A 19,610-nucleotide genomic window follows, 5' to 3' on the forward strand; every position below is an offset into this window, starting at 1 on the left:
GTCTCTGATACCCAGCGGAAGGGTCCGCCTGCAGCGACGCCCATCCGAAGCTCATAGCGAGGAGGAAGCATGCTGAGGAAACCCCGAAATGCGGCCGTCGGCGCGTTCGTGCTGCTGGCGCTTGCCAGCGCGAGCCACCGGGCAGCCGCGCAGGACACCAGCCGTGCCGGCGAGGCCTCGCCGGACACTTCCGCCTACACCGGAATTGGGGCCCGCGACACCACGGATACCACGCTCCGCACCGGCGTGGAACAAGTGGACACCACGGCACGCCCCGGGCAGGCAGGCGGGATGAGCGACACGTCGGTCACGACCGATACCTCCGCAATCCAGCCGATTCCGGGCGACTCGACCGATTCGACCAAGATCGGTGACGGCACGTCGCCTCTCAAGCGGCCGGGGACATCCTCGGACTCGACCTCAGGCGCGAGCCCGACACCGGACTCGACGCAGCGCTGACCCTCGCGGCCCTTGCCGCACAATGAGCTTCTGCCCCGTGTGGGGCGGGAGCTCATTGCTTGATCGAATCCGAGACGGCCTGCTCCAGGCGGGCGTAGGCGCTATCTCCCTCAACCCCCTCCATCAGCCGGCCCAGGCTCGCGACGCTCCGCCGGATGTCCCGACCGTGCTCGTCGTACCAGCGGTCGAACAGGTCGAGGCGGGTGCGGTAGATCCGGGCACCGATCAGGCGTGCGTTGTTGATCGGACGGTTGGCCAGCCGGCCGATGTGGAGGGTGCGGAGCCGGCTGGCTACGGGACCTTCCAGCTGGGCCCGGGCCCAGACCCCCGCCGCGGCTCGTCCTGCCTCGAGCGCGGTGGAGTCCGGGTGCCCGCCGTAAAGCGTCTCCAGTCGGCCCACCAGCTCGGCGTAGAACTCCCCAAGCACCATCTCGTCGCTCCACCGCTCGGCGGCCTGCCGTGCCCTCACGCTGTCGCCGCGCTCGGCGAAGAACCGCTGGGCCGAGTGGTAGCCCACGAACTGGGCGTAGCTCTCGTTGAAGGGGGTGGCGCTCTTCACGTACAAGGTGTTGTGCGCGATCTCGTGGAACACCAGGGCCGCCAGCTCGACCGAGTCGGAGCCGGCCACGGCCGTGGAGAGGAGCGGATCGTTGAACCAGCCCAGGGTGGAGAATGCCGAAGAGGGGCGCAGGTAGACGTCATAGCCCGAGGCGGCGAGCCGATCGGCGGAACGGTGCGCGGCCTGGGCATCGAAGAATCCCTTATACGGAATCCGGCCGACGATCGGATAGCGCCAGGTGTAGGGACAGATGCAATCCTTGGGGGCTGCCTGCAGCACCAGCAGGAGGGTGTCCCGTCCCACGTCGGCGTAGGTGGTGTAGGTCTCCTTGGCGTTGAGGCCCAGCCGGGCCGCGTAGTCCCTGGACTCCAGCACCAGTCCCAGCGCGCCGCGAAGCGCGGGGTCGGTGTGCGGATCGGCCACCAGGGACGCGATCGGCTGGCGCGCCTCCAGGATCCGGGTCTCCTCGATGCCAGCCCGGGTCAGATACCGGACATCGTCGCTGGCCAGATACGCGGTGCCGTAACCCGCGAACAGCGCGGCGACCACCACCAGGAAGATCACCCGCTTCACCGAATCCGGGCGATTCCGATGCGAGGGGCCACCGAGTCGGGCACCGTCTGCGTGGTGTCGGGCGCCGACAGGACGAAATTGACGCCGCCGGACGACGCAGGCTGGATGATGCGCACGTGGACGCCGGAGCCGGCGCGGAGGGTGCCGGAGCGCGAAAAGCTGCCGTTCATCGTGCTGTCGGGGATCAGGGGAAAGGTCAGCGAGTTCGCCGCCGCGAGCGCCCGGAAGTTCCAGCTCTTGTAGCGGAGACGTCCCGTAGGGTCGGAGAAGCCGGGAAGGTCATCGAGGTAGTTGGCCATCTGCCACTCGGTGACCAGGGTGCCGAAATCGACGCCGGCCTGGCTGGCGACGTTCTCGCCGCCGACCAGGGTGGTGGACTCGAGCTTGCGGGTAAAGTCCGTGCCGAGAATCGAATCGGTGGCGAAGTGATCGGCCAGCCAGCGGACGAAGAGCCAGTTGGCTCCCCGCTCCTCCAGCGAGCCTTGCGAGTTTCCCGGCTCGATCAGGAAAAAGCTCTCCGGATCGCCGAGGTAGCCGAACGCATTCGGAAGGTCTCCGTTGCCGATGAACTGATCCGCGCAGGATGCGAAGTCGGGGCAGTTCACGTCGGGGACCTGGCGCCCGCCGAGCTCCTCGGCAAAGTGCGACAAGCCTTCGTTCAGCCAGGTGACCTCCGCACCGCCATCTCGGGTCACCACGTGCTGGCCGAAGCTGATCATGTGCTGAAACTCGTGGATGAAGACGGGCGCGAGATTGTCGGTCGCGAAGGCCTTGGAGATGTCGCACGAGGAATTATTCGGGTCCGGCACCAGGCCGTAGAAGACCTCGCCATTGTTCGTGTTGGGTTCGGAAGGCAGCAGGTCGAGGCCGAAGAAATAGCCCAGGATGACGCTCCCTTCGGAGGAGCAGTTCGGGCTCAACTGGTTCACTCGGGGCGTCAGCAGCACTACCACCACGCCATTGTTGTCGATATCGGACTCGTGCCCGAACGCCGTGGTGTCGATGGGGTAAAGATGAGAGTCGAAGAGCTGTCCCACGGTCGTGAGATCGGTCTGGCTGTAGCCGCCGGACGGGACCGTGTCGTCGACGAAGATGGCCACCCGCTGCCCCACCACCTTGGCCGTGGCGCTGCTCACGACGAAGCTGTCGCATTGGGCGGTCGAGCAGACGTTGAAGGTGCGCGTGTCGCCAACTTGCGGGCGAGTGATCGCGGCGGCGGTCTTGCGGCTCTGGTTGAACAGCGCGGTGCGAGGTGAGAGGGAGAGCTCCCGCTCCCGAGCCCTGAGCCGGGCGTGGAAAGCCGCGGCCGGACTCACCGTGCGAGCGGCGCGCGAGAAGGCGCGCGTCATCGGCATGACGGACGCCACGGCCGGGGAGCTTCCCTGGAGATGGTAAGCCGTCGAGACGCCGTTGTCGGTCACCCGGCCCGTCGTCGAGACTGCCACGTAGAGGTACTCCGCCCCTTGCGAGCTGGCCGCCGGAAACCGGGTGCAGCCCGTCGAGTCGGCCTCGATGACCGTATGAGCCCCCGCCACAAGCGAGGTGGGCTCGACCCGAGAGCACTCCACCCCGGCCGGTTGACTCGGTTCAGAGCCGCCACTACATCCAGCGAAAATCAGAACTCCGGACAGCAGGCCGAGATAACTGGGAGACCGGTTCACGTGATATGCTCCAAGCCCGCGGAAGGGTGAGAGAACGCCAGCAAGATAAGGAATGCCAAGGGCTTTTGACAATCGTGAAAGCTCCCGGTACCTTCTTTCCGGTGTCCGAGACTCGGTGGCTGTCGGCGATCAGATTCGGGGCCGATGGCCTGGTGCCCGTGGTGGCGCAGGAGAGCCGCTCCGGCGACGTCCTGATGCTGGGGTTTGCCAACCGCGAGGCGCTGGAACTGTCGGCCAGCACCGGGCAGGCGCACTACTACAGCCGGTCCCGGGCGGCGCTCTGGCGGAAGGGTGAGCGCTCGGGCCACGTCCAGCAGATCCGGGAGATCCGGATCGATTGCGACGGCGACACCGTGCTCTATCGGGTGGAGCAGACCGGCCCCGCCTGCCACACCGGGGCCCGCACCTGCTTCTCGACCGCCGTCGATGCGGCGGGCCTGGCCGGCCCCGGCGAGGACCCCGGCGGCCACCTGCTGAGCCGTCTGGCGGCCCGCATCGCGCGCCGGGCCGAGGAGCGGCCCCAGGGCTCTTACACCGTCACGCTGCTCGACGGCGGGGTGCCCAAGATCTCGCAGAAAGTGGGCGAGGAAGCGGTCGAGGTAGTGGTCGCGGCGAATTCGGAGGATGACGAGCGTCTCGCGTCCGAGGCGGCCGACCTCCTCTATCATCTTTTGGTGCTGCTACGAGCTCGCGGTGTCCCGCTGGACGCCGTCTGGAGAGAGCTGGAGCACCGCAGTCGGTAGGCATGGGCTTCGTCCATCTCCACACCCACAGCGAATACTCCCTGCTCGACGGGGCCAATCGGATCCCCGAGCTGGTGGCGCACGTCAAGAAGCTGGGCATGGACAGCCTGGCTGTCACCGATCACGGCAACATGCACGCGGCCTGGTCGTTCTACGAGCAGGCCAAGTCGCAGCAGCTTCGCCCCATCCTCGGCTTCGAGGCCTATCTGGCCTATGGGCCGCGCCACGCCCGTGAAAAGCCCAGCTGGGCGCCCGCCGCGTACAGCCACCTCGTGCTCCTGGCCAAGAACCGCGCCGGGTACCGCAACCTGGTCCGGCTGACGTCCATCGGCTACACCGAGGGGTTTTACCGGCGCCCCCGGATCGACAAGGAGGTGCTGGAGCGGCACTCGGAAGGCATCGTCTGTCTCGCCGCCTGCCTCTCGGGGGAGGTGGCCCACCACCTTCGGCAGGGCAAGTTCGAGGACGCCAGGAAGAGCGCCGAGTGGTTTGCCCGCGTGTTCGGCCCCGGCGGGTTTTGGCTCGAGGTCCAGCACCACGGCATCGCGGAGGAGCGGATCGTCACCGAGGGGATGCTGCGCCTGGGGCAGGAGCTGGGACTCGGTGTGGTGGCCACCAACGATGCGCACTACCTCCGGCGGGAGGACGCCGAGGCGCACGACGTGCTGCTCGCCATCGGCACCGGCAGCGACCTGGACGACCCCAAGCGCTTCCGTTTCAGCGGCCAGGAATCCTACGTCAAGTCCGAGAAGGAGATGCAGGCGCTTTTCCCGACGCATCCGGAAGTGTTGGCCAATACGGCGACGGTGGCGGACGCCTGCGAGTTCGATTTCGAGAAGCGGTACTTCCTCCCCAGCTTCCCCCGCCCCGCCGAATACGTCTCCGACGAGGCGCTGCTCGACGATCTGGCCCGGCGGGGCGCGGAGCGGCGGTACGGACGCCCGCTGCCGCCCGCGGTGGCCGAGCGGCTGGAGTACGAGCTCGGCGTCATCAACACGGCCGGGTACGCCGGCTACTTCCTCATCGTCCAGGACTTCATCGCCGCCGCGCGGGAGCGAGGTATCCCGGTGGGTCCGGGGCGCGGATCGGCCGCCGGCTCCATCGTGGCGTATGCCCTGGGGATCACCGACGTCTGTCCTCTCAAGTTCGACCTCCTCTTCGAGCGCTTCCTCAACCCCGAACGGGTGTCGATGCCCGACATCGACGTGGACTTCTGCTTCGAGCGGCGTGGGGAAGTGATCGAGTACGTCCGCGAGCGCTACGGGCGGGCCAGCGTGGGGCAGATCGTCACCTTCGGCACCATGAAGGCCCGCGCGGCGGTGAAGGACGTGGCGAGGGTGCTGCGCATTCCGCCGGGCGAAGCCGACAAGATCACCAAGCTGATCCCCTCCGGCCCCGCCTACAGCCTCACCGTCGCCGAGGCGGAAAAGAAGGTCGACGAGCTGCGGGACCTGGTCAAGGGAACCCCGGCGTATCGCCGGCTGGTGGACCTGAGCTCGCGGATCGAGGGGATCTCCCGCCACATGTCGGTGCACGCGGCTGGGGTGGTGATCGCCCCAGGCCCCCTGGCCGAGTATGTGCCGGTGTGCACCGCGCCGACCAGGGGGTCGGGCGCGGCGGCGGATGGCGAAGAGTCGATCATCACCCAGTACGAGATGGGCGCGCTCGAGAAGGTCGGCATGCTCAAGATGGACATGCTCGGCCTCAAGACGCTCACCGTGATCCACGACGCGGTGCTGATGATCGCCGCGCGGACCGGCGTGGACGTGGACATGACCGCGCTCACCTTCGACGACCCCAGGGTCTACGAGCTGCTCCGCCAGGGGCGGACCGCCGGCGTCTTCCAGTTCGAGTCGCCGCTCGCCACCGACACGCTTCGGGCCATGCGGTGCGACCGGTTCGACGACCTGGTCGCGTCCAACGCGCTGCTCCGCCCGGGGCCGCTCGACGCCGGGATGCACACCGTCTTCATCCGCCGGAAACTGGGACTGGAGAAGGTCACTTATCCCCACCCGTCGCTGCGGGAGGTCCTGGAGCCGACCTACGGCGTCATCACCTACCAGGAACAGGTGATGCGGATCGCGAACGTGCTGGCCGGGTTCACTCTGGCCGAAGCCGACGTGCTGCGGAAGGCGGTCGGAAAGAAGGACGCCGAGCTCATCAAGAAGGAGCTCGGCAAGTTCTGCGAGCGGGCGATGGCACTGGGTCACCCGAAGCGCCTGGTCGACGAGCTGGCGGCCCAGATCGAGACCTTTGGCCGCTACGGGTTCAACAAGTCCCACTCGGTGGCGTACTCGGTCCTCTCCTATCAGACGGCGTGGCTCAAGGCCCACTATCCGGCCGAGTTCATGGCGGCGCTGCTGTCCTCGGAAATCGGGAACACCGACAAGGTGGTGCAGTACATCAACGAAGCGCGCGAGCTCGGGCTCGAGGTGTTGCCCCCGGACGTCAACGAGTCGGGGTTCAAATTCACCGTGGTCGGCGAGCAGCGCATCCGCTTCGGCCTCGGCGCCATTCGGAACGTGGGCTGGGGCGCCATCGAGAGTATCATCGCGGGACGGCAGGAGGCGCCGTTCACCACCCTGGCGGACCTGGTGGAGCGCATCGACCTCCGGCTCTGCAACAAGCGCGTGCTCGAATCCCTGATCGTGGCCGGCGCCTGCGACGGGCTCGGCGGCCACCGGAAGCAGCTCTGCGAGGCGCTCGACCACGTCTTCGGCGAGGCCCAGCTACTGCAGCAGGAGAAAGAGGCGGGGCAGGCGTCGCTGTTCGGCGAGGCCACCGCTCCCCGCCCCCGGCGGGCCGGCCTCCCGGACATTCCCGCCTGGACCGAGGCCGAGCGGCTGGTCAAGGAGAAGGAGGTCCTCGGCTTCTTCATCTCGGGCCATCCGCTCGAGCGGTTCAGGGACGAGGTCGAGCTGTTCGGAACTCGCACCACCGCCACGCTTGGCGAGTGGAGCGAGCACCAGGTCAGCGTGGCCGCGGTGGTGACCGGGGTGAAGCGGCAGATCTCCAAGAAGACCGGAAAGGAGTACGCCCGGCTGGTGCTGGAGGATTTTCATGGCACCGCCGAGGCCATCGTGTTCCCCGACGCCTGGGCCAAGCTCAACCAGACCATCGTGCCGGACGCCGCACTCCTCCTGCTCGGGGGCTACAGCGACCGGGACCGGGGGGAGGACCATGCCCCCTTCGTGGTCGAGTCGGCCCGGCCCCTGGGGGAGCTCAAGTCGTCGGGAGCGGTGGCGTTGAGCCTCCGGTGGAGGGCAGCCACGGCACCCCCGGCGGAGGCCCTCCAGGCCGCGGCCGCCCTCTGCTCGGCGCATCCGGGGCCGACGCCGCTCTATATTGAGTGGAGCGACGGGAACGGAGAGGCGGTCCGGCTCCGCTCGCGTCGTGTCCGCGTCGCGGCGGAGGAAGACCTCCTGAGGGCCCTGCGCGATCTCCTGGGCGCCGATTCCGTTCACTACGTCAGGGCGGGGTAACCCGATGGCCTCAGCCTACACGCTGGAGTTCGAGAAGCCCTTGCTCGAGCTGGAGCGGCAGATCGACGACCTGAAGCGGATCGGGACCGAGCGGCAGATCGACATCGAGGGAGAGCTGCAGGGTCTCCAGGCCAAGCTGGAATCGCTCCGGGCCGAGATCTACCGCAACCTGACACCTATCCAGCGGGTCATGGTCGCCCGCCACCCCCGCCGCCCCTACACCCTCGATTATCTCAGCACCATCTTCACCGACTTCATTGAGCTCCACGGCGACCGCCTCTACATGGACGACCCCGCCATCGTGGGCGGCTGGGCCCGGCTCGGCGGCGTGTCGGTCATGGTGATCGGACACCAGAAGGGCCGGGACACCAAGGAGAACCTCAAGCGCAACTTCGGCATGCCCCACCCGGAGGGGTATCGCAAGGCGCTGAGGATGATGAAGCTCGCGGCCAAGTTCAACGCCCCGGTCATCACCCTCATCGACACTCCGGGTGCCTACCCCGGGCTGGGCGCAGAGGAGCGGGGGCAGTCCGAGGCGCTGGCGCGCAACATCCTCGAGATGTCGGCGCTCCCCACCGCGACCGTCGCCGTGGTCATCGGCGAGGGGGGCTCGGGCGGCGCGCTGGCCCTCGGCGTGGCCGACCGGATCCTGATGCTGGAGAACTCGGTCTACTCGGTCATCTCGCCTGAAGGGTGCGCCGCGATCCTGTGGAAGGACGCGAGCCAGCGGGAACGGGCAGCGGAGGCGCTGAAGCTCACGGCCAACGACCTGCTCCAGCTCAAGATCATCGACGAGATCGTGATGGAGCCGGTCGGCGGGGCGCACGTCGACCCCGACGCCACCGGCGAGGCGCTGAGGGAAGCGCTGATCCGGCATGTCACCGAACTGCGGAAGATCCGGCCCGAGAAGCTGGTTCGCCGCCGGGCCGAGAAGTACGCGTCGATGGGCGCGTACACCGAGGCCTGAGTGGGCCAGACCGTCGAGGTCCGGTTCAAGGGAACCCGGAAGGCATACTTCCTCTGGGACGACGCGGCCACGCCGCTCCGGGTCGGGCAGCCCGTCGTGGTGGAAGCCGAGCGTGGCCGCGACCTCGGCCGGGTCACCGCCGTCGGGGATGTGGCCAGCAAGAAGTGCGGCTCCGGATGCTCCGGCTGCGCCGTCGGTGGCGAGGCAGCCGAAGAGGCCGCACCGCCCAAGACCGTGCTCCGCCGCGCCACCCCCGAGGACCTCCGGACCCACGACGAGATCCGCCGCTCGGAGGAGGAGGTCAGGCGCAAGGTGATTCAGCGGGTCCGGACCCACGACCTTGTCATGAAGGTGAGCGACACCGAATGGCAGTGGGACCGGGCCAAGCTCACCATCTACTTCACGGCCGAGAAGCGGGTCGACTTCCGGGCGCTGGTGCGGGACCTCGCCTCGCTGTTCCGCACGCGGATCGAGCTCCGGCAGATCGGCGTGCGCGACGAAGCTGCCCGGCTCTCCGGCGTGGGCCGCTGTGGCCGGGAGTACTGCTGCTCCTCATGGCTGGGCGAGCTCTCGCCGGTGAATCTCGGGCTGGCCAAAGACCAGCATCTCTCGCTCAACCCCTCCCAGATCTCCGGCGGCTGCGGCCGCCTGCTCTGCTGCCTCAAGTACGAGCACGAGTTCTACGTGACCGCGCGCCGGCGGTTCCCCAAGGAAGGGAAGTCGGTGACCACATCGGCAGGGGTCGAGAAGGTGGTGGCGGTCGACATCTTTCGGGAGCGGGTCTTTCTCCGGAGCGAGGAACACGGGTCCCGCATCATCCCGCTGGTTCAACTGCGGGAGGAAGTGGAGCTGCTCGGCGGCATGCTGATGACGGCAGAGGCGCGGAGCCAGTCCACCGTAACTGCCGAGCCGATGGTGGACACCGTGCTGGAAGACGAGGCCAACGCCCTCAGCTCCCTGAGCGAGGGGCCCGCGGCCGGTTCCGAGGGCGGCAAGCGGCCCGCTTCGGAGCGGGGCGGCCGGCGGCGGCGCCGGCGGCACCGGGGAGGCGGCTCCGGTGGCGGCGGATCCAATGGCGGCGGCCAGGGGGATGGCGGACCCGCTTAGATTCCGGGCTGCCATGACCTGGCTGCATCTGGCCGGGTCGGTCCGGAAAGGAGTCCGCCAGTGCCGAAGTTTTACCTCACCACCGCCATCGACTACTCCAATGGCGATCCCCACCTGGGTCACGCTCTGGAGAAGGTGGGCGCCGACTGCATCGCGCGCTACCGGCGGCTCCGGGGAGACGACGTCCATTTCCTCATGGGCATGGACGAGCACTCCCAGGCGGTGCTCCAGGCCGCCCAGGAGCACGCCGTCGCACCCAAGGCCTGGGTCGACCGGATGGCGGAGCGGTTCGAAGGCTTCTGGCAGCGTCTGGAGTGCAGCAACGACGACTGGATCCGGACCACCGAGCCACGGCACCATCGCACGGTCGCCGCGCTGCTCGAGCGCATCGCGGAACGCAATCCGGACGATCTCTTCGTGGGCGAATACGAGGGGCTCTACTGCATCGGCTGCGAGGAGTTCAAGCAACCGTCGCAGATAGTGAACGGCCGCTGCATCGAGCATCCCACCCGGGAGCTGATTCCCACCAAGGAGCGGAACCATTTCTTCCGGCTGAGCCGCTACCGCGACCAGTTGCTGGCGCTCATCGGCTCGGGGGAGTTCCGGGTGGAGCCGGCCATCCGCCGGAACGAAGTGGTGCGGCTGCTGGAGGACGGGCTGCAGGACATCTCAGTGTCGCGAAACCGGCAGGCCTGGGGCATCCCCTTCCCCGGCGATCCGGACCAAACGGTGTACGTCTGGTTCGACGCCTTGATCAATTATCTCTCGGCGACAGGCTACCCCGAGCCGGGCTACGGCCGTCTCTGGCCCGCCGACCTGCACGTGGTCGGCAAGGGAATCACCCGGTTCCACTGCATCATCTGGCCGGCGATGCTGCTGAGCGCGGGCATCGAGCTGCCCCGCCAGGTGTGGGCCCACGGCTACGTCCAGTGGGAAGGCACCAAGATGTCCAAGTCCGAGGGGACGGCGGTGACGCTGGACGAGACGATCGACCGGCACGGCCCCGACGCGCTGCGCTATTTCCTGCTGCGGGAGGTCGGGTTCGAGAGCGACGGTAACTTCACCTGGGAGCGTTTCGACGAGCGCTACACCTCGGATCTCGCCGATGGCCTGGGCAACCTCGCCTCCCGCTCCCTGGCCATGCTCGCGAAATATCGGAATGGTCTGGTGCCTGCGGGTGTGGCCGATTCGTCGCTGGACGAAGCCGGCCGGGAGACCGTGCGGGCCTACGCCAGCGCCATGGACGCCTTGGATCTTCGGGGCGGCGCGGAGGCCGCCTGGGAGCTGGTGGCCACCGCCAACCTGTTCATCCAGCAGACCGCGCCATGGAGTCTCGCCAAGCAGGGCGAGGACGCCGAGCTGGATGCGTGCCTGGGCGCCCTGGCACGGGTGCTCTATCGGCTGGCCGTGCTCGGCAGCCCCTTTGTCCCGGGGAAATCACAGCTTCTGTGGCACTCGTTGGGCCTCGAGGGGGAGGCCGCGCGCGTGCCCTGGGACAGTCTCGCCTCGCCGCCCGTGGCGGGCCGGGCCACTGTCAAGCCCGAGAACCTGTTTCCCAAGCCCGCCGTCGTGTAGCAGTTACCGATTCGGGAGACAAAACTATTTGACAGTCAAAGAGTTATCCGCTCCCCGCACTCTTGACATGGATCCGATGACGGCCCACCTTGCGGGGAAGCCGCGTGACTTCTGTCACTCCTCGGTGCGGTGGCTCGATACAGATTAGTCGTGCGGATAGTGGAACACGCTTCCGGGTCTACACGTGAGGTGACACTGGATGGCCAAACGCCGCTGGACCGTCGTTCTGGTGCCGCATGGGTCGGAGCCCTCGAAGATTCTCGAGGTCTCCTACAGCGTGCTCAAGATGGCGGCCGGTGGCGCGGGCATGGCTCTGGTGGCGGTCCTGTTGGTCGGGTACGTCACCGTCTCACGCAGCGCCGATCTCACCCGGTCGAGTCGGCTGCAGCACGAGAACGCCGTCCTGGCCCGGGAGCTGGGTGAATTACACGGCCGGCTCGCCGGCCTCTCCGACACCCTCCTCCGGATTTCCCAGCGGGACGCGCGTGTCCGGGTCCTCGCCAACCTCGAGCCGATCGATCCGCAGGTGCAGGCGGCCGGCATCGGCGGGCCGACGGTGGCGCCGCGGACCTCCGACGGGATCAGGGTCGATCTGGACGGATTGATCCGCCGGGCCAATCTCCTGGCCTCATCCTACAAAGAGGCCACCGACAGCCTGGCCGGCCATGCGCAACGCCTGGCCGCGACGCCGTCGATCATGCCGACCCAGGGTTGGCTCACCAGCGCCTTCGCCTCGATGCGGGAACACCCGATCCTCCACATCATGCGTCCGCACGAGGGCATCGACGTCACCGCGCCGATGGGGAGCCCCATCGAGGCCCCGGCGGCTGGCGTGGTGACCGATGCCGGCTGGGAGTCGGGCTACGGCAACACCGTCACCATCGATCACGGTTACGGCATCGTCACCAAGTTCGCCCACGCCTCGAAGCTGCTGGTCAAGACCGGACAGCGGGTGTCCCGCGGTCAGCGCATCGCCCTGGTGGGCAATACCGGACTGGCCACTGGTCCCCACCTGCACTACGAGGTGCACGTGAACGGCCGGCCGGTGGATCCGCTCAAGTACGTGCTGCCGGAGCACGTGGTGACGGACTAGGGGAGGGCGGCGGGAAAGGCGGGGAAAGACGGTAAGGACGGGAAAGACGGTAAGGGCGGTAAGGAGTGAGAGGACGGAAGGTCGTCTCGGAACGACCCGCCGTCCTCTCCTTTATGCTTGCCGTCCTTAGTCCTTCCCGTCCTTACCGCCCTTCCCGCCGCCCTAGAACTGCACCTTCGGCGCTTCCGTCGCGCCCGCGGCGGCCTCGAAGTACTCGCGCGGCTTACCAAATCCAAACACCTTGGCCGTCAGATTATTTGGAAAGCGCCGGATATAGGCGTTGTATTCGCCGACCGCGGCGTTGTAATCCTGTCGGGCCACCGAGATCCGGTTCTCGGTGCCCTCCAGCTGGTCCTGCAGCTGGCGGAAGTTTTCCTGCGAACGCAGTGTCGGGTAATTCTCCGAGATCGCCAGCAGCCGGCCCAGGCCCTGGGTGAGCTGGGCGTTGGCGGCAGCCATCTCGGGCACGTTGCCGGCCTGGATCGCCCCCCCGAGGCGGGATCGCGCATTGGCGATCGAGATGAACACGGTGTCCTCCTGCTTGGTGACCCCCTTCACCGTGTTCACCAGATTGGGAATCAGGTCCGCCCGGCGCTGGAGCTGGGTCTGGATTTGCCCCTGCGCCTGATTGACCCGCTCGTCCAGCGTCTGAATCTGATTGTACCCGCAGCCGGCCGAGAACAGCGTCAGGGCGAGGAGCGGCAAGGCCAAGAACGACGAGCGCTTCATCACTGATCTCCGAGCTGAAGTTGGTCCACGTATCGCGCCGCCTGCGCCACCGCCTCCATGTAGCGCTCGAACTCGGCGGGGGCACAGCGCCAGCCACGCTCCGCCCGGTGGCGGAAGACATGCAGCAGCTGGTCCGGCTCGAGGCCAGCGGCGGCCGCGGCCGCTCCGGCGAGCTCGAGCGGACCAGTGGGAACCGGGCGGCCCAGCAGGTGGAGCAGGCCCCGCAGCAGCACCATGATGGTGGCCGCGCTCTGCCCCGCGAGCGTACCCAGGGCCTGGGGATCGGTGGAGGCGGCCACGTAGCCCTGACGAAGCCGCAGCAGCTTCCCACGGAACTCCCGCTCGAGCGCGCGGCGGAGGTCCGACCGGTCGATCTCGAGCGCCGCCAGGGGGTCCAACCCCCGCAACACCCGGTAGGCCGCACGCATGTCGGTGATCTCCAGGGGGAACACGTCGGTGGCCCGGGCCCATTCGGCGCGGCTGATGAGCAACGGCGGGTCGTACCGGGACTTGCGCCAGCGGTCGTAGGCGCGCCGGAGCGTTGCGAGGGTGGTCGGAGAGAGCTGGTCCACCACCAGCATCAGATTGATATCCGAGCGGCCGGGAACGAAGTCCCCCCGCGCGGCCGAGCCGTACAGCACCGCGCTGTACGCCGGACCAAGGGCCAGGTCGGCCTCGGCCAGGAACGGGGTGATCACCTTCTCGACCGCATCGTCCACCTAGAAGCTCCTTCCGGCGCCACCGCCGCTGGCTCCGCCGCCACCACCGAAGCCACCGAAGCCCCCTCCACCGAAGCCACCGCCCCCGAATCCACCACCGCCACCCCAGCCGCCACCGATCCAAGGACCTCCCCAATATATCCCGCCCCTTCGGCGCCGACCCCGGCCGCTCAGCAGCATGAACAGGAGGAAGAGGATGATCGGGAAGAGCGCGCGAAGCAGTGATCGCGGAGCCACCGATACGGCCGGTGGTCCGCCAGTGGGCGAGGTGGCCAGACTCGAGTCGGTCACGCCGTACGCCTGCGCGATGCGCGCCACCAGCGCGCGCGTGCCGGTCAGCAGCCCGGGACCGTACTTGCCCTCGCGCAGCTCCGGCAGCATCAGGTCGCTCACCTGGCCGGCTTCGGCATCGGTCACGATGCCTTCCAGCCCCTGCCCCACGGCGACGTAGACCTTGCCCGAGTTGGCCACTCCCTCCTTGCGGGGCACCAGCAGCAGCACCAGCCCCGCGTTGCGCCTGACGTCGCCCACCTCCGCCTTGGCACCGATCCCCCAGCGGCGGATGATGGCGACTCCGACGTCGCTGGGAGCGTAGTCCTCGATCGTGGGAAGGGTGACCACCGCCAGCTCGGCGCCGGCCGCGTTCCGAAGCCGGGTGATCAGGTCCTCCATGGCGGCGGCGGACCCAGCATCGACGACGGTAGCGAAGTCGTTCACGTACCCCACGGGCTCGGCCGGAAAGAGGCGGTCGATCCCGGGGCGCTGGGCGGCCGCCAGCGAGGCCGTCAGTTGTAGCACTGCCAGGAGGGCGATAGCTTTGGCTCGTGTTCCTCTCAAATGCACTCCGGAAGTTGACCCACCCGCTGCTACTCGGTCTCGCCGTCGTCGCCTGCGGGCGGCCGCGCGACGTGGCCGTCCGCGTCTCGATTCCGGGGCCCGACTCCATGGAGACCCCGGTGACCGGCGTGGGCCTCGTCGCCTTGCCCTACGATCGGGACAGCGTGCTCAAGAGCCTGGAGGCGGCGGCGCACTCGTCACGGCCCCATGTGGCGGCGCTCGACTCGCTCTTCCGAGACTTTCGCGGGCCGTTCAACACCTATTCCGCCGCAACCTTCCGAGTGGGCAAGCTGCGCGATTCCGTGGCGGAGATGAAGGCCGCGCTCGATTCGCTGCCCCGGAATGCACCGGAGTACGCGACGGCCTACGCCCGCTTCGGGCGGCTCTCCGACTCGCTCAAGGTGGCTCAGGCGGCGGCGGAGACCGCACGGGGGGCGCTGGACCGGGCCCGCGCCGGTTTCGTTGCCCGAAGCGAGAGCCTTCGGGCCGAGGTCCGCAGTTGGGAAGATAGCACCTACCGAGGGTACGACAGCATCGTGCATAACCTGGCGCTCAGGCAGCACCGCGAGCCGGTGACCGACACCACCCGCTCGGACGGGTGGGCGCGCCTGCGGCTCGAGCCGGGACGCTGGTGGATCTACGCCCGCTCGTGGGACGCCACCGATCCCAATGCCGAGTGGTACTGGAATGTGCCGCTGACCGGGGACACGCTGCTGCTCTCCAGCCGGACCGGCCGGCGGCAGCCGCGTTACTGATGAGGACACTCCTTGGCATCGTGCTCCTGGCGTGCGTCCCGCTCGCCCACCTCGCGGGCCAGGCGGCTCAGCCCGATCCACTGGCCGGCCGGGTCAAAGGGTCGCCCAAGGCGCCGGTGACGGTGTACGAGATGTCGGATTTCCAGTGCCCCTACTGCCGGCAGTTCGCGCTGGAAACGTTTCCGGCCCTCGATTCGGCCTACGTCACGACGGGGAAGGTGCGTTGGGCCTTCGTCAACTTCCCCCTGACCAGCATCCATCAGAACGCCGTCGCGGCGGCGGAGATCGCGCTCTGCGCTGCCAAGCAGGACAAATTCTGGCCGGTGCACGACCTGCTCTATCGCCACCAGGATGTCTGGGCGCCGCTCAAGGAGCCGGCGGCGTTTCTGCTCTCGCTGGCCGACTCGGCCCACCTCTCCAAGCCGGCGCTGCTCGCGTGCGCCAAGGCAGCGTCGACCGATGAGGAAGTCCGGGCCGACGCAGAGGGGGCCAGCCGGACTGGCGCGGGGAGCACGCCGACGTTCTATATCGAGGGCGGTCTCTTGGTAGGTGCCCAGCCGCTCCCGGTCTTCCGGCAGGTGCTCGATTCCGTGATCGCCAGCAAGACCGGAGCGGCCGGGCGAAAATGAATGGACGTGAGCTCACCTGACCGTCATCAGGCTACCGAGCCCGCCAGCGCGAGGAAGACGTCATACAGCGCGTGGGTCCACGCGGTGATCCCGAAGCCGCGCAGCAGGTACATCCCGCTGAACACCACTCCCGCGATGGCCCGGAAGGCGAATGAGCCGAGCTCGAGCCGCTCGCCGTAGGGCCCGATGTAGTGGAAGGCGGAGAAGATCAGGGCACCGGCCAGGGTGGCGAAGACCCCAGCCGCGCCCGCACTCCAGCCGAAGCCGCGCCGGGCCAGCGCGGCGAGTGTGCCGACGATCAGCACGCGGAAAAGCAGCTCCTCGTAGATCCCGGCGCCCAGGGAGATCATGAGCTGGGTGGCCAACCCGAGCTGGGTCACTCCGCCGAGCCGGAGCGCCGGCGCGGTGAGGGCCAGCCCGTGCAGCAGCACGGCGGTGAGTCTCCCGACGACGATCCCGAACACCAGCGCATAGCCCACCGATTCGAGCGCCATCCAGCAGAACACCCGGCCGTCGACCGGGCCGGACGTCCTCCGATCGCGCCACACCAGCGCCGCGCCGGTGCCCACCAGCAGCGCCCCGAACACCACGAGACCGTTCCTCCCGCCGAGCGTGAGGAAGAGACTCTTGAGCAGCACGTCCGCCCCGTTCCGCACGCCGATCAGCGCGTCGTGCGAGAGCGTGAACGCCAGCGCCTCGTAGGCCACCAGCAGGGGAAGGGCGAACGTCAGGCTGTAGCGCGGCGCGCGGGAGGCGCGCCAGTAGTCGCGAAGGACGGAGGGCATGGTCAAAAAAAGGGGCCGCGGTCAGCGGCCCCCCCAGGTTCGAAGTGTCGCCCGGGTCTCAGCGTGCAGCGCTGTCTAGCGTCCGCAGGCGACCCTTGACTCTGTAGACAATGGATCACCTCCCTCGGTTGCAGGTGGAACATGGAATGCCAGGATGAATTTTATCTCCACTCCCGCTCCACGTGCAACCCCCGGGCGAGCCTGCCAATCGACCCGGCCCGTGCGGGGCGGCGACCCGGCTACTGAGGACGAAGGCGAATCGTGCCTTTGAACGTGCGCGCCGCCACCTGCGCCCCGCCACGCCCGAGGCTCAACCGAATCGAGTGCGGTGTCGCGGCGATCGGCCGAGCCTCGGCGAAGCCGTTCTCGATGGCCCCGACGACGCTCGACAACGCAAATACGCCGGATACCGACCGCGCGAGCAGCAGATCGATTGCCCCGCTGTGACTGGAGAAATCAAAGATCGCACCGGCGGCCGGCGCACCGGCGTAATGCACGTCGCCCGATACCGAGCCGAACTGTCCGCGCAGAATCGCCGAGCTCGCGATGCTGAGCGTCCCGCCGATCGTCGCCGCATCGACGTCCTGCGGATCGCCACGGACGAGCAGATTGCCGTCGCCGGTTCGCGCCCGCACCCAGGGGGTCGCGACATCGAGATCGACGTTGCCGCTCATCGCCTGCACCTCGATCGTGGTTGCCGCTCCATTGAGACGCACACCGCCAGACACCGTATAGAACCACCCGGACACGTCGCTGGCGGTAATGTCGCCAGTGACCGTCTTGAGCGAGACCTGACTCCCTCGGGGCAAGTACACCAGCAGGTCGGAGTCCGCCATCGGTTTGCCATCATTCCGATCCTCGATGCCGAGCTTCATCAGCGAGTCGTTGCCGGAGAGGTACAAGGCCTCGCCCTTGGCGACTCGCCCGCGGATGAGGAGCGAGTCCCGATCCCAGCCCACCAGTCGGACCGAGCCGGCGGCGTTGAACATCTTGACCAGCGGCGCCGGAGAAGCGTGGCGGGCACGAAGCACGGGGCCATCGCTTGCCCCGGCCTGCGCGCCCACCGCGCTCGGTACCGCAACCAGAAGCAGTATCGCCGACACGAATGGGCCTGTCATGGCGTCAACCCGCGTTCCCGACGCGCTTGAGGACGTCCACCTTCTGCCGGTAGGAGGCTGCCAGTAGGCGTCGCAATGCGGGGTTACCTGGATCGCGAGCAATCGCCTCCTTGAGCTCGGCGATGGCCGCATCGACGACCCGCAAGTCGTGGTCAATCGCGACGACGGCTTCGGGGCGCAACATCGCGCGTCGCAGCTCGAGCTGATTGAGCAGCGTTTGCGCCTCCTCCTCGTACGCCTGCGCCGAATCGGCCACGGCGATGAGCGATGCCGTGGCTTGAGTCCGTGCCCCGGGCGCCGGGCGTCGCGCACTGGTGCGGAGGCCGACGGCGATGACGGCGACCACCAGCGCTGCCGCCATCCCGACCGCGAGTGCGAGACGGGGTACCCGTCGCCGACCCCCGAGTCGCAGCGCCTGGGGCGGCAGCGGAATGACCTTGCTCGCCTCGATCCGCGTGCGGATCGACGGCCATAGCTCATCGAGCGGTGGCAGGACCGGGGTCGGCGCGCCGTGGACGCGCGTGAGGAGCGTTCTGATACGGGTGATATCGGCGACACAAGCCGCGCAGCCGCGCAGGTGTGCCTCGATGGTCGGGAGCTGCTCGAGCCGCACCGAGCCGTCGGCAAGGGCGTGCCGTTGCTCCTCGCTGAGATGCGATCCTGCGTCCGTCATAGATCGAGGAGCCTCAGGAGCGCGCGGCGAGCGCGCCACAACTGCGCGCGGGCCGTTCCCGGCGCGATGCCGGTCATCTGTGCGATCTCCTCGTGGGAGTAGCCTTCGATGTCGTGCAGTACGAATACCGCGCGTGCGCCGCCCGGGAGTCGCACGAGGGCCGCGTGGAGGTCGATGCGGGCGTCCACCTGGCCGGCGGGCGAGCGGCCACCAAACGTGGTGTCGTCGCCCTCGATGAACCGTGACGCATCGCGCTTCGCGGAGCGGAGGTGCTCGAGGACGACGTTCACCCCGAGCCGATGCAGCCACGTTGCCAGCGAGCTTTGGCCGCGGAACGTCGTGAGGCGCTCCCAGGCCCGAACGAAGATGTCCTGTACCAGATCCAGCGCCTCCCTATCGGTCCCGACCATGCGACGGCAGAGCGCGTAGATGGCGGCCGAGTGCGCACGATACAGTCCCTCGAACGCCTCCACGTCGCCCTGCTGGGCCCGGCGAACGACGTTGTCGACGCCGCTCACCGTCGCCACCGCCTCGATCGCTCCCCGCACGCGAGGGTTCATCTGCCGGGGTTGATGGGTTACCGCGTTGCCGCTTGGGCCAGCGTGGAATCGATCTCTCTGGGGGCGACGGGACGAGGTATCGGATTGCCCGACGCGAGCTCGGTGGGCACGCGGACCGACGCGACACTGCCGCTGCGATCGAACGTCACGATCGCGGTCGTGTGTTGCAACGCGATTCGAAGCAGCCAGGCCCCGTCGCTCGGCCATTGACGCCGGACGGCGAACACGCCCGGACGCCCGGTGGTGTCGAAGCGAAGGGTGATGCTGCGCCTGGATCCGTCGACCATTCCCTCGGCGGTGCCGCTGAGGTCAGAGAGCTGAACCTGGCCCTCGCGAAAGACGGCATGGACCAGGAGCACGGCACCGCGCGACGTGGGATCGAACGGATTGACCGGCGACTCGATCGAAAGCCAGGGCGGCCACTCTACGACAGCTGGAGCGGTGAAGGCTGCCGTCGCCATACCTAACGCCAACAGCGTTGCGGGAAGCAGAGCGCGAGTGGTCATAGATCCTCCAATTGATTGAGGCATAATCGCTGACTCAACCGATTAGATGATCACAGGCCCCGATTTGCTTACGCGCCCTG

General features: G+C 68.1%; 19 protein-coding genes. 9 read left to right on the forward strand and 10 right to left on the reverse strand.

Annotated features, from left to right (window positions below; genetic code table 11):
* The first annotated feature begins 69 nt into the window (after positions 1-69).
* Positions 70-459, forward strand: a complete 390-nt coding sequence (locus tag VHR41_19960) for a hypothetical protein (GenBank protein HEX3236477.1) — start codon at positions 70-72, stop codon at positions 457-459.
* Positions 460-511: 52 nt separating this feature from the next.
* Here the strand turns inward: VHR41_19960 and VHR41_19965 are convergent, their stop codons facing one another.
* Positions 512-1,591, reverse strand: a complete 1,080-nt coding sequence (locus VHR41_19965) for an aminopeptidase (protein HEX3236478.1) — start codon at positions 1,589-1,591, stop codon at positions 512-514.
* Entirely contained in the window at positions 1,588-3,126 is a 1,539-nt protein-coding gene (locus tag VHR41_19970; protein ID HEX3236479.1) for a hypothetical protein, read from the reverse strand. The genes VHR41_19965 and VHR41_19970 overlap by 4 nt, the downstream gene beginning before the upstream one ends.
* Before the next feature lie 200 nt (positions 3,127-3,326).
* Here VHR41_19970 and hisIE point away from each other — a divergent pair, with 200 nt between their 5' ends.
* The 6 genes from hisIE (at position 3,327) to VHR41_20000 (ending at position 12,219) form a co-directional block, all read left to right on the forward strand.
* Positions 3,327-3,995, forward strand: coding sequence for a bifunctional phosphoribosyl-AMP cyclohydrolase/phosphoribosyl-ATP diphosphatase HisIE (gene hisIE / locus VHR41_19975; GenBank protein ID HEX3236480.1), 669 nt, complete (start codon positions 3,327-3,329; stop codon positions 3,993-3,995).
* Between the two features lie 2 nt (positions 3,996-3,997).
* Positions 3,998-7,477, forward strand: coding sequence for a DNA polymerase III subunit alpha (dnaE, locus tag VHR41_19980; GenBank protein HEX3236481.1), 3,480 nt, complete (start codon positions 3,998-4,000; stop codon positions 7,475-7,477).
* A gap of 4 nt (positions 7,478-7,481) precedes the next feature.
* Positions 7,482-8,444 carry an acetyl-CoA carboxylase carboxyltransferase subunit alpha gene (locus VHR41_19985; protein HEX3236482.1) on the forward strand — a complete coding sequence of 321 codons (963 nt, stop codon included), beginning with the start codon at positions 7,482-7,484 and terminating at the stop codon, positions 8,442-8,444.
* Complete coding sequence (ricT, locus tag VHR41_19990; GenBank protein ID HEX3236483.1) at positions 8,445-9,551, forward strand: regulatory iron-sulfur-containing complex subunit RicT; 1,107 nt, start codon at positions 8,445-8,447, stop codon at positions 9,549-9,551. It abuts the gene before it with no gap.
* Between the two features lie 60 nt (positions 9,552-9,611).
* Entirely contained in the window at positions 9,612-11,126 is a 1,515-nt protein-coding gene (locus VHR41_19995) for a class I tRNA ligase family protein (GenBank protein ID HEX3236484.1), read from the forward strand.
* A 199-nt stretch (positions 11,127-11,325) separates the two neighbouring features.
* On the forward strand, positions 11,326-12,219 hold the full coding sequence (locus VHR41_20000; protein HEX3236485.1) for a M23 family metallopeptidase: 894 nt from the start codon (positions 11,326-11,328) through the stop codon (positions 12,217-12,219).
* 162 nt (positions 12,220-12,381) lie between these two features.
* On the opposite strand, the gene VHR41_20005 is transcribed toward VHR41_20000, so the two are convergent.
* Genes VHR41_20005 through VHR41_20015 form a run of 3 tightly spaced genes read right to left on the reverse strand, consistent with a single transcriptional unit; the run spans position 12,382 to position 14,504 of the window.
* Positions 12,382-12,948 carry a LemA family protein gene (locus tag VHR41_20005; protein HEX3236486.1) on the reverse strand — a complete coding sequence of 189 codons (567 nt, stop codon included), beginning with the start codon at positions 12,946-12,948 and terminating at the stop codon, positions 12,382-12,384.
* Complete coding sequence (locus VHR41_20010; protein ID HEX3236487.1) at positions 12,948-13,667, reverse strand: hypothetical protein; 720 nt, start codon at positions 13,665-13,667, stop codon at positions 12,948-12,950. Before VHR41_20010 ends, VHR41_20005 begins: the two co-directional genes overlap by 1 nt.
* Positions 13,668-14,504 (reverse strand): TPM domain-containing protein, encoded by an 837-nt coding sequence (locus VHR41_20015; GenBank protein HEX3236488.1) that lies wholly within the window; start codon positions 14,502-14,504, stop codon positions 13,668-13,670. It lies immediately after the preceding gene.
* On the opposite strand from VHR41_20015, the gene VHR41_20020 reads away from it, so the two are divergent.
* Complete coding sequence (locus VHR41_20020; protein HEX3236489.1) at positions 14,492-15,259, forward strand: hypothetical protein; 768 nt, start codon at positions 14,492-14,494, stop codon at positions 15,257-15,259. The genes VHR41_20015 and VHR41_20020 overlap by 13 nt on opposite strands.
* On the forward strand, positions 15,259-15,888 hold the full coding sequence (locus tag VHR41_20025; GenBank protein HEX3236490.1) for a thioredoxin domain-containing protein: 630 nt from the start codon (positions 15,259-15,261) through the stop codon (positions 15,886-15,888). The genes VHR41_20020 and VHR41_20025 overlap by 1 nt, the downstream gene beginning before the upstream one ends.
* Positions 15,889-15,914: 26 nt before the next feature.
* Here the strand turns inward: VHR41_20025 and VHR41_20030 are convergent, their stop codons facing one another.
* The 5 genes from VHR41_20030 to VHR41_20050 form a co-directional block, all read right to left on the reverse strand.
* The gene (locus VHR41_20030) at positions 15,915-16,673 is read right to left on the reverse strand and encodes a CPBP family glutamic-type intramembrane protease (protein ID HEX3236491.1); all 759 of its coding nucleotides are present in this window, start codon (positions 16,671-16,673) and stop codon (positions 15,915-15,917) included.
* 239 nt (positions 16,674-16,912) lie between these two features.
* Positions 16,913-17,791 carry a hypothetical protein gene (locus VHR41_20035; protein ID HEX3236492.1) on the reverse strand — a complete coding sequence of 293 codons (879 nt, stop codon included), beginning with the start codon at positions 17,789-17,791 and terminating at the stop codon, positions 16,913-16,915.
* A 4-nt stretch (positions 17,792-17,795) separates the two neighbouring features.
* The gene (locus VHR41_20040; GenBank protein HEX3236493.1) at positions 17,796-18,464 is read right to left on the reverse strand and encodes a hypothetical protein; all 669 of its coding nucleotides are present in this window, start codon (positions 18,462-18,464) and stop codon (positions 17,796-17,798) included.
* On the reverse strand, positions 18,461-19,012 hold the full coding sequence (locus tag VHR41_20045; GenBank protein HEX3236494.1) for an RNA polymerase sigma factor: 552 nt from the start codon (positions 19,010-19,012) through the stop codon (positions 18,461-18,463). The genes VHR41_20040 and VHR41_20045 overlap by 4 nt, the downstream gene beginning before the upstream one ends.
* 29 nt (positions 19,013-19,041) lie before the next feature.
* Positions 19,042-19,530 carry a hypothetical protein gene (locus VHR41_20050; protein HEX3236495.1) on the reverse strand — a complete coding sequence of 163 codons (489 nt, stop codon included), beginning with the start codon at positions 19,528-19,530 and terminating at the stop codon, positions 19,042-19,044.
* Between the last annotated feature and the right edge of the window lie 80 nt (positions 19,531-19,610).

Source organism: Gemmatimonadales bacterium (assembly GCA_036265815.1).
Lineage (GTDB): Bacteria > Gemmatimonadota > Gemmatimonadetes > Gemmatimonadales > GWC2-71-9 > CAVVWJ01.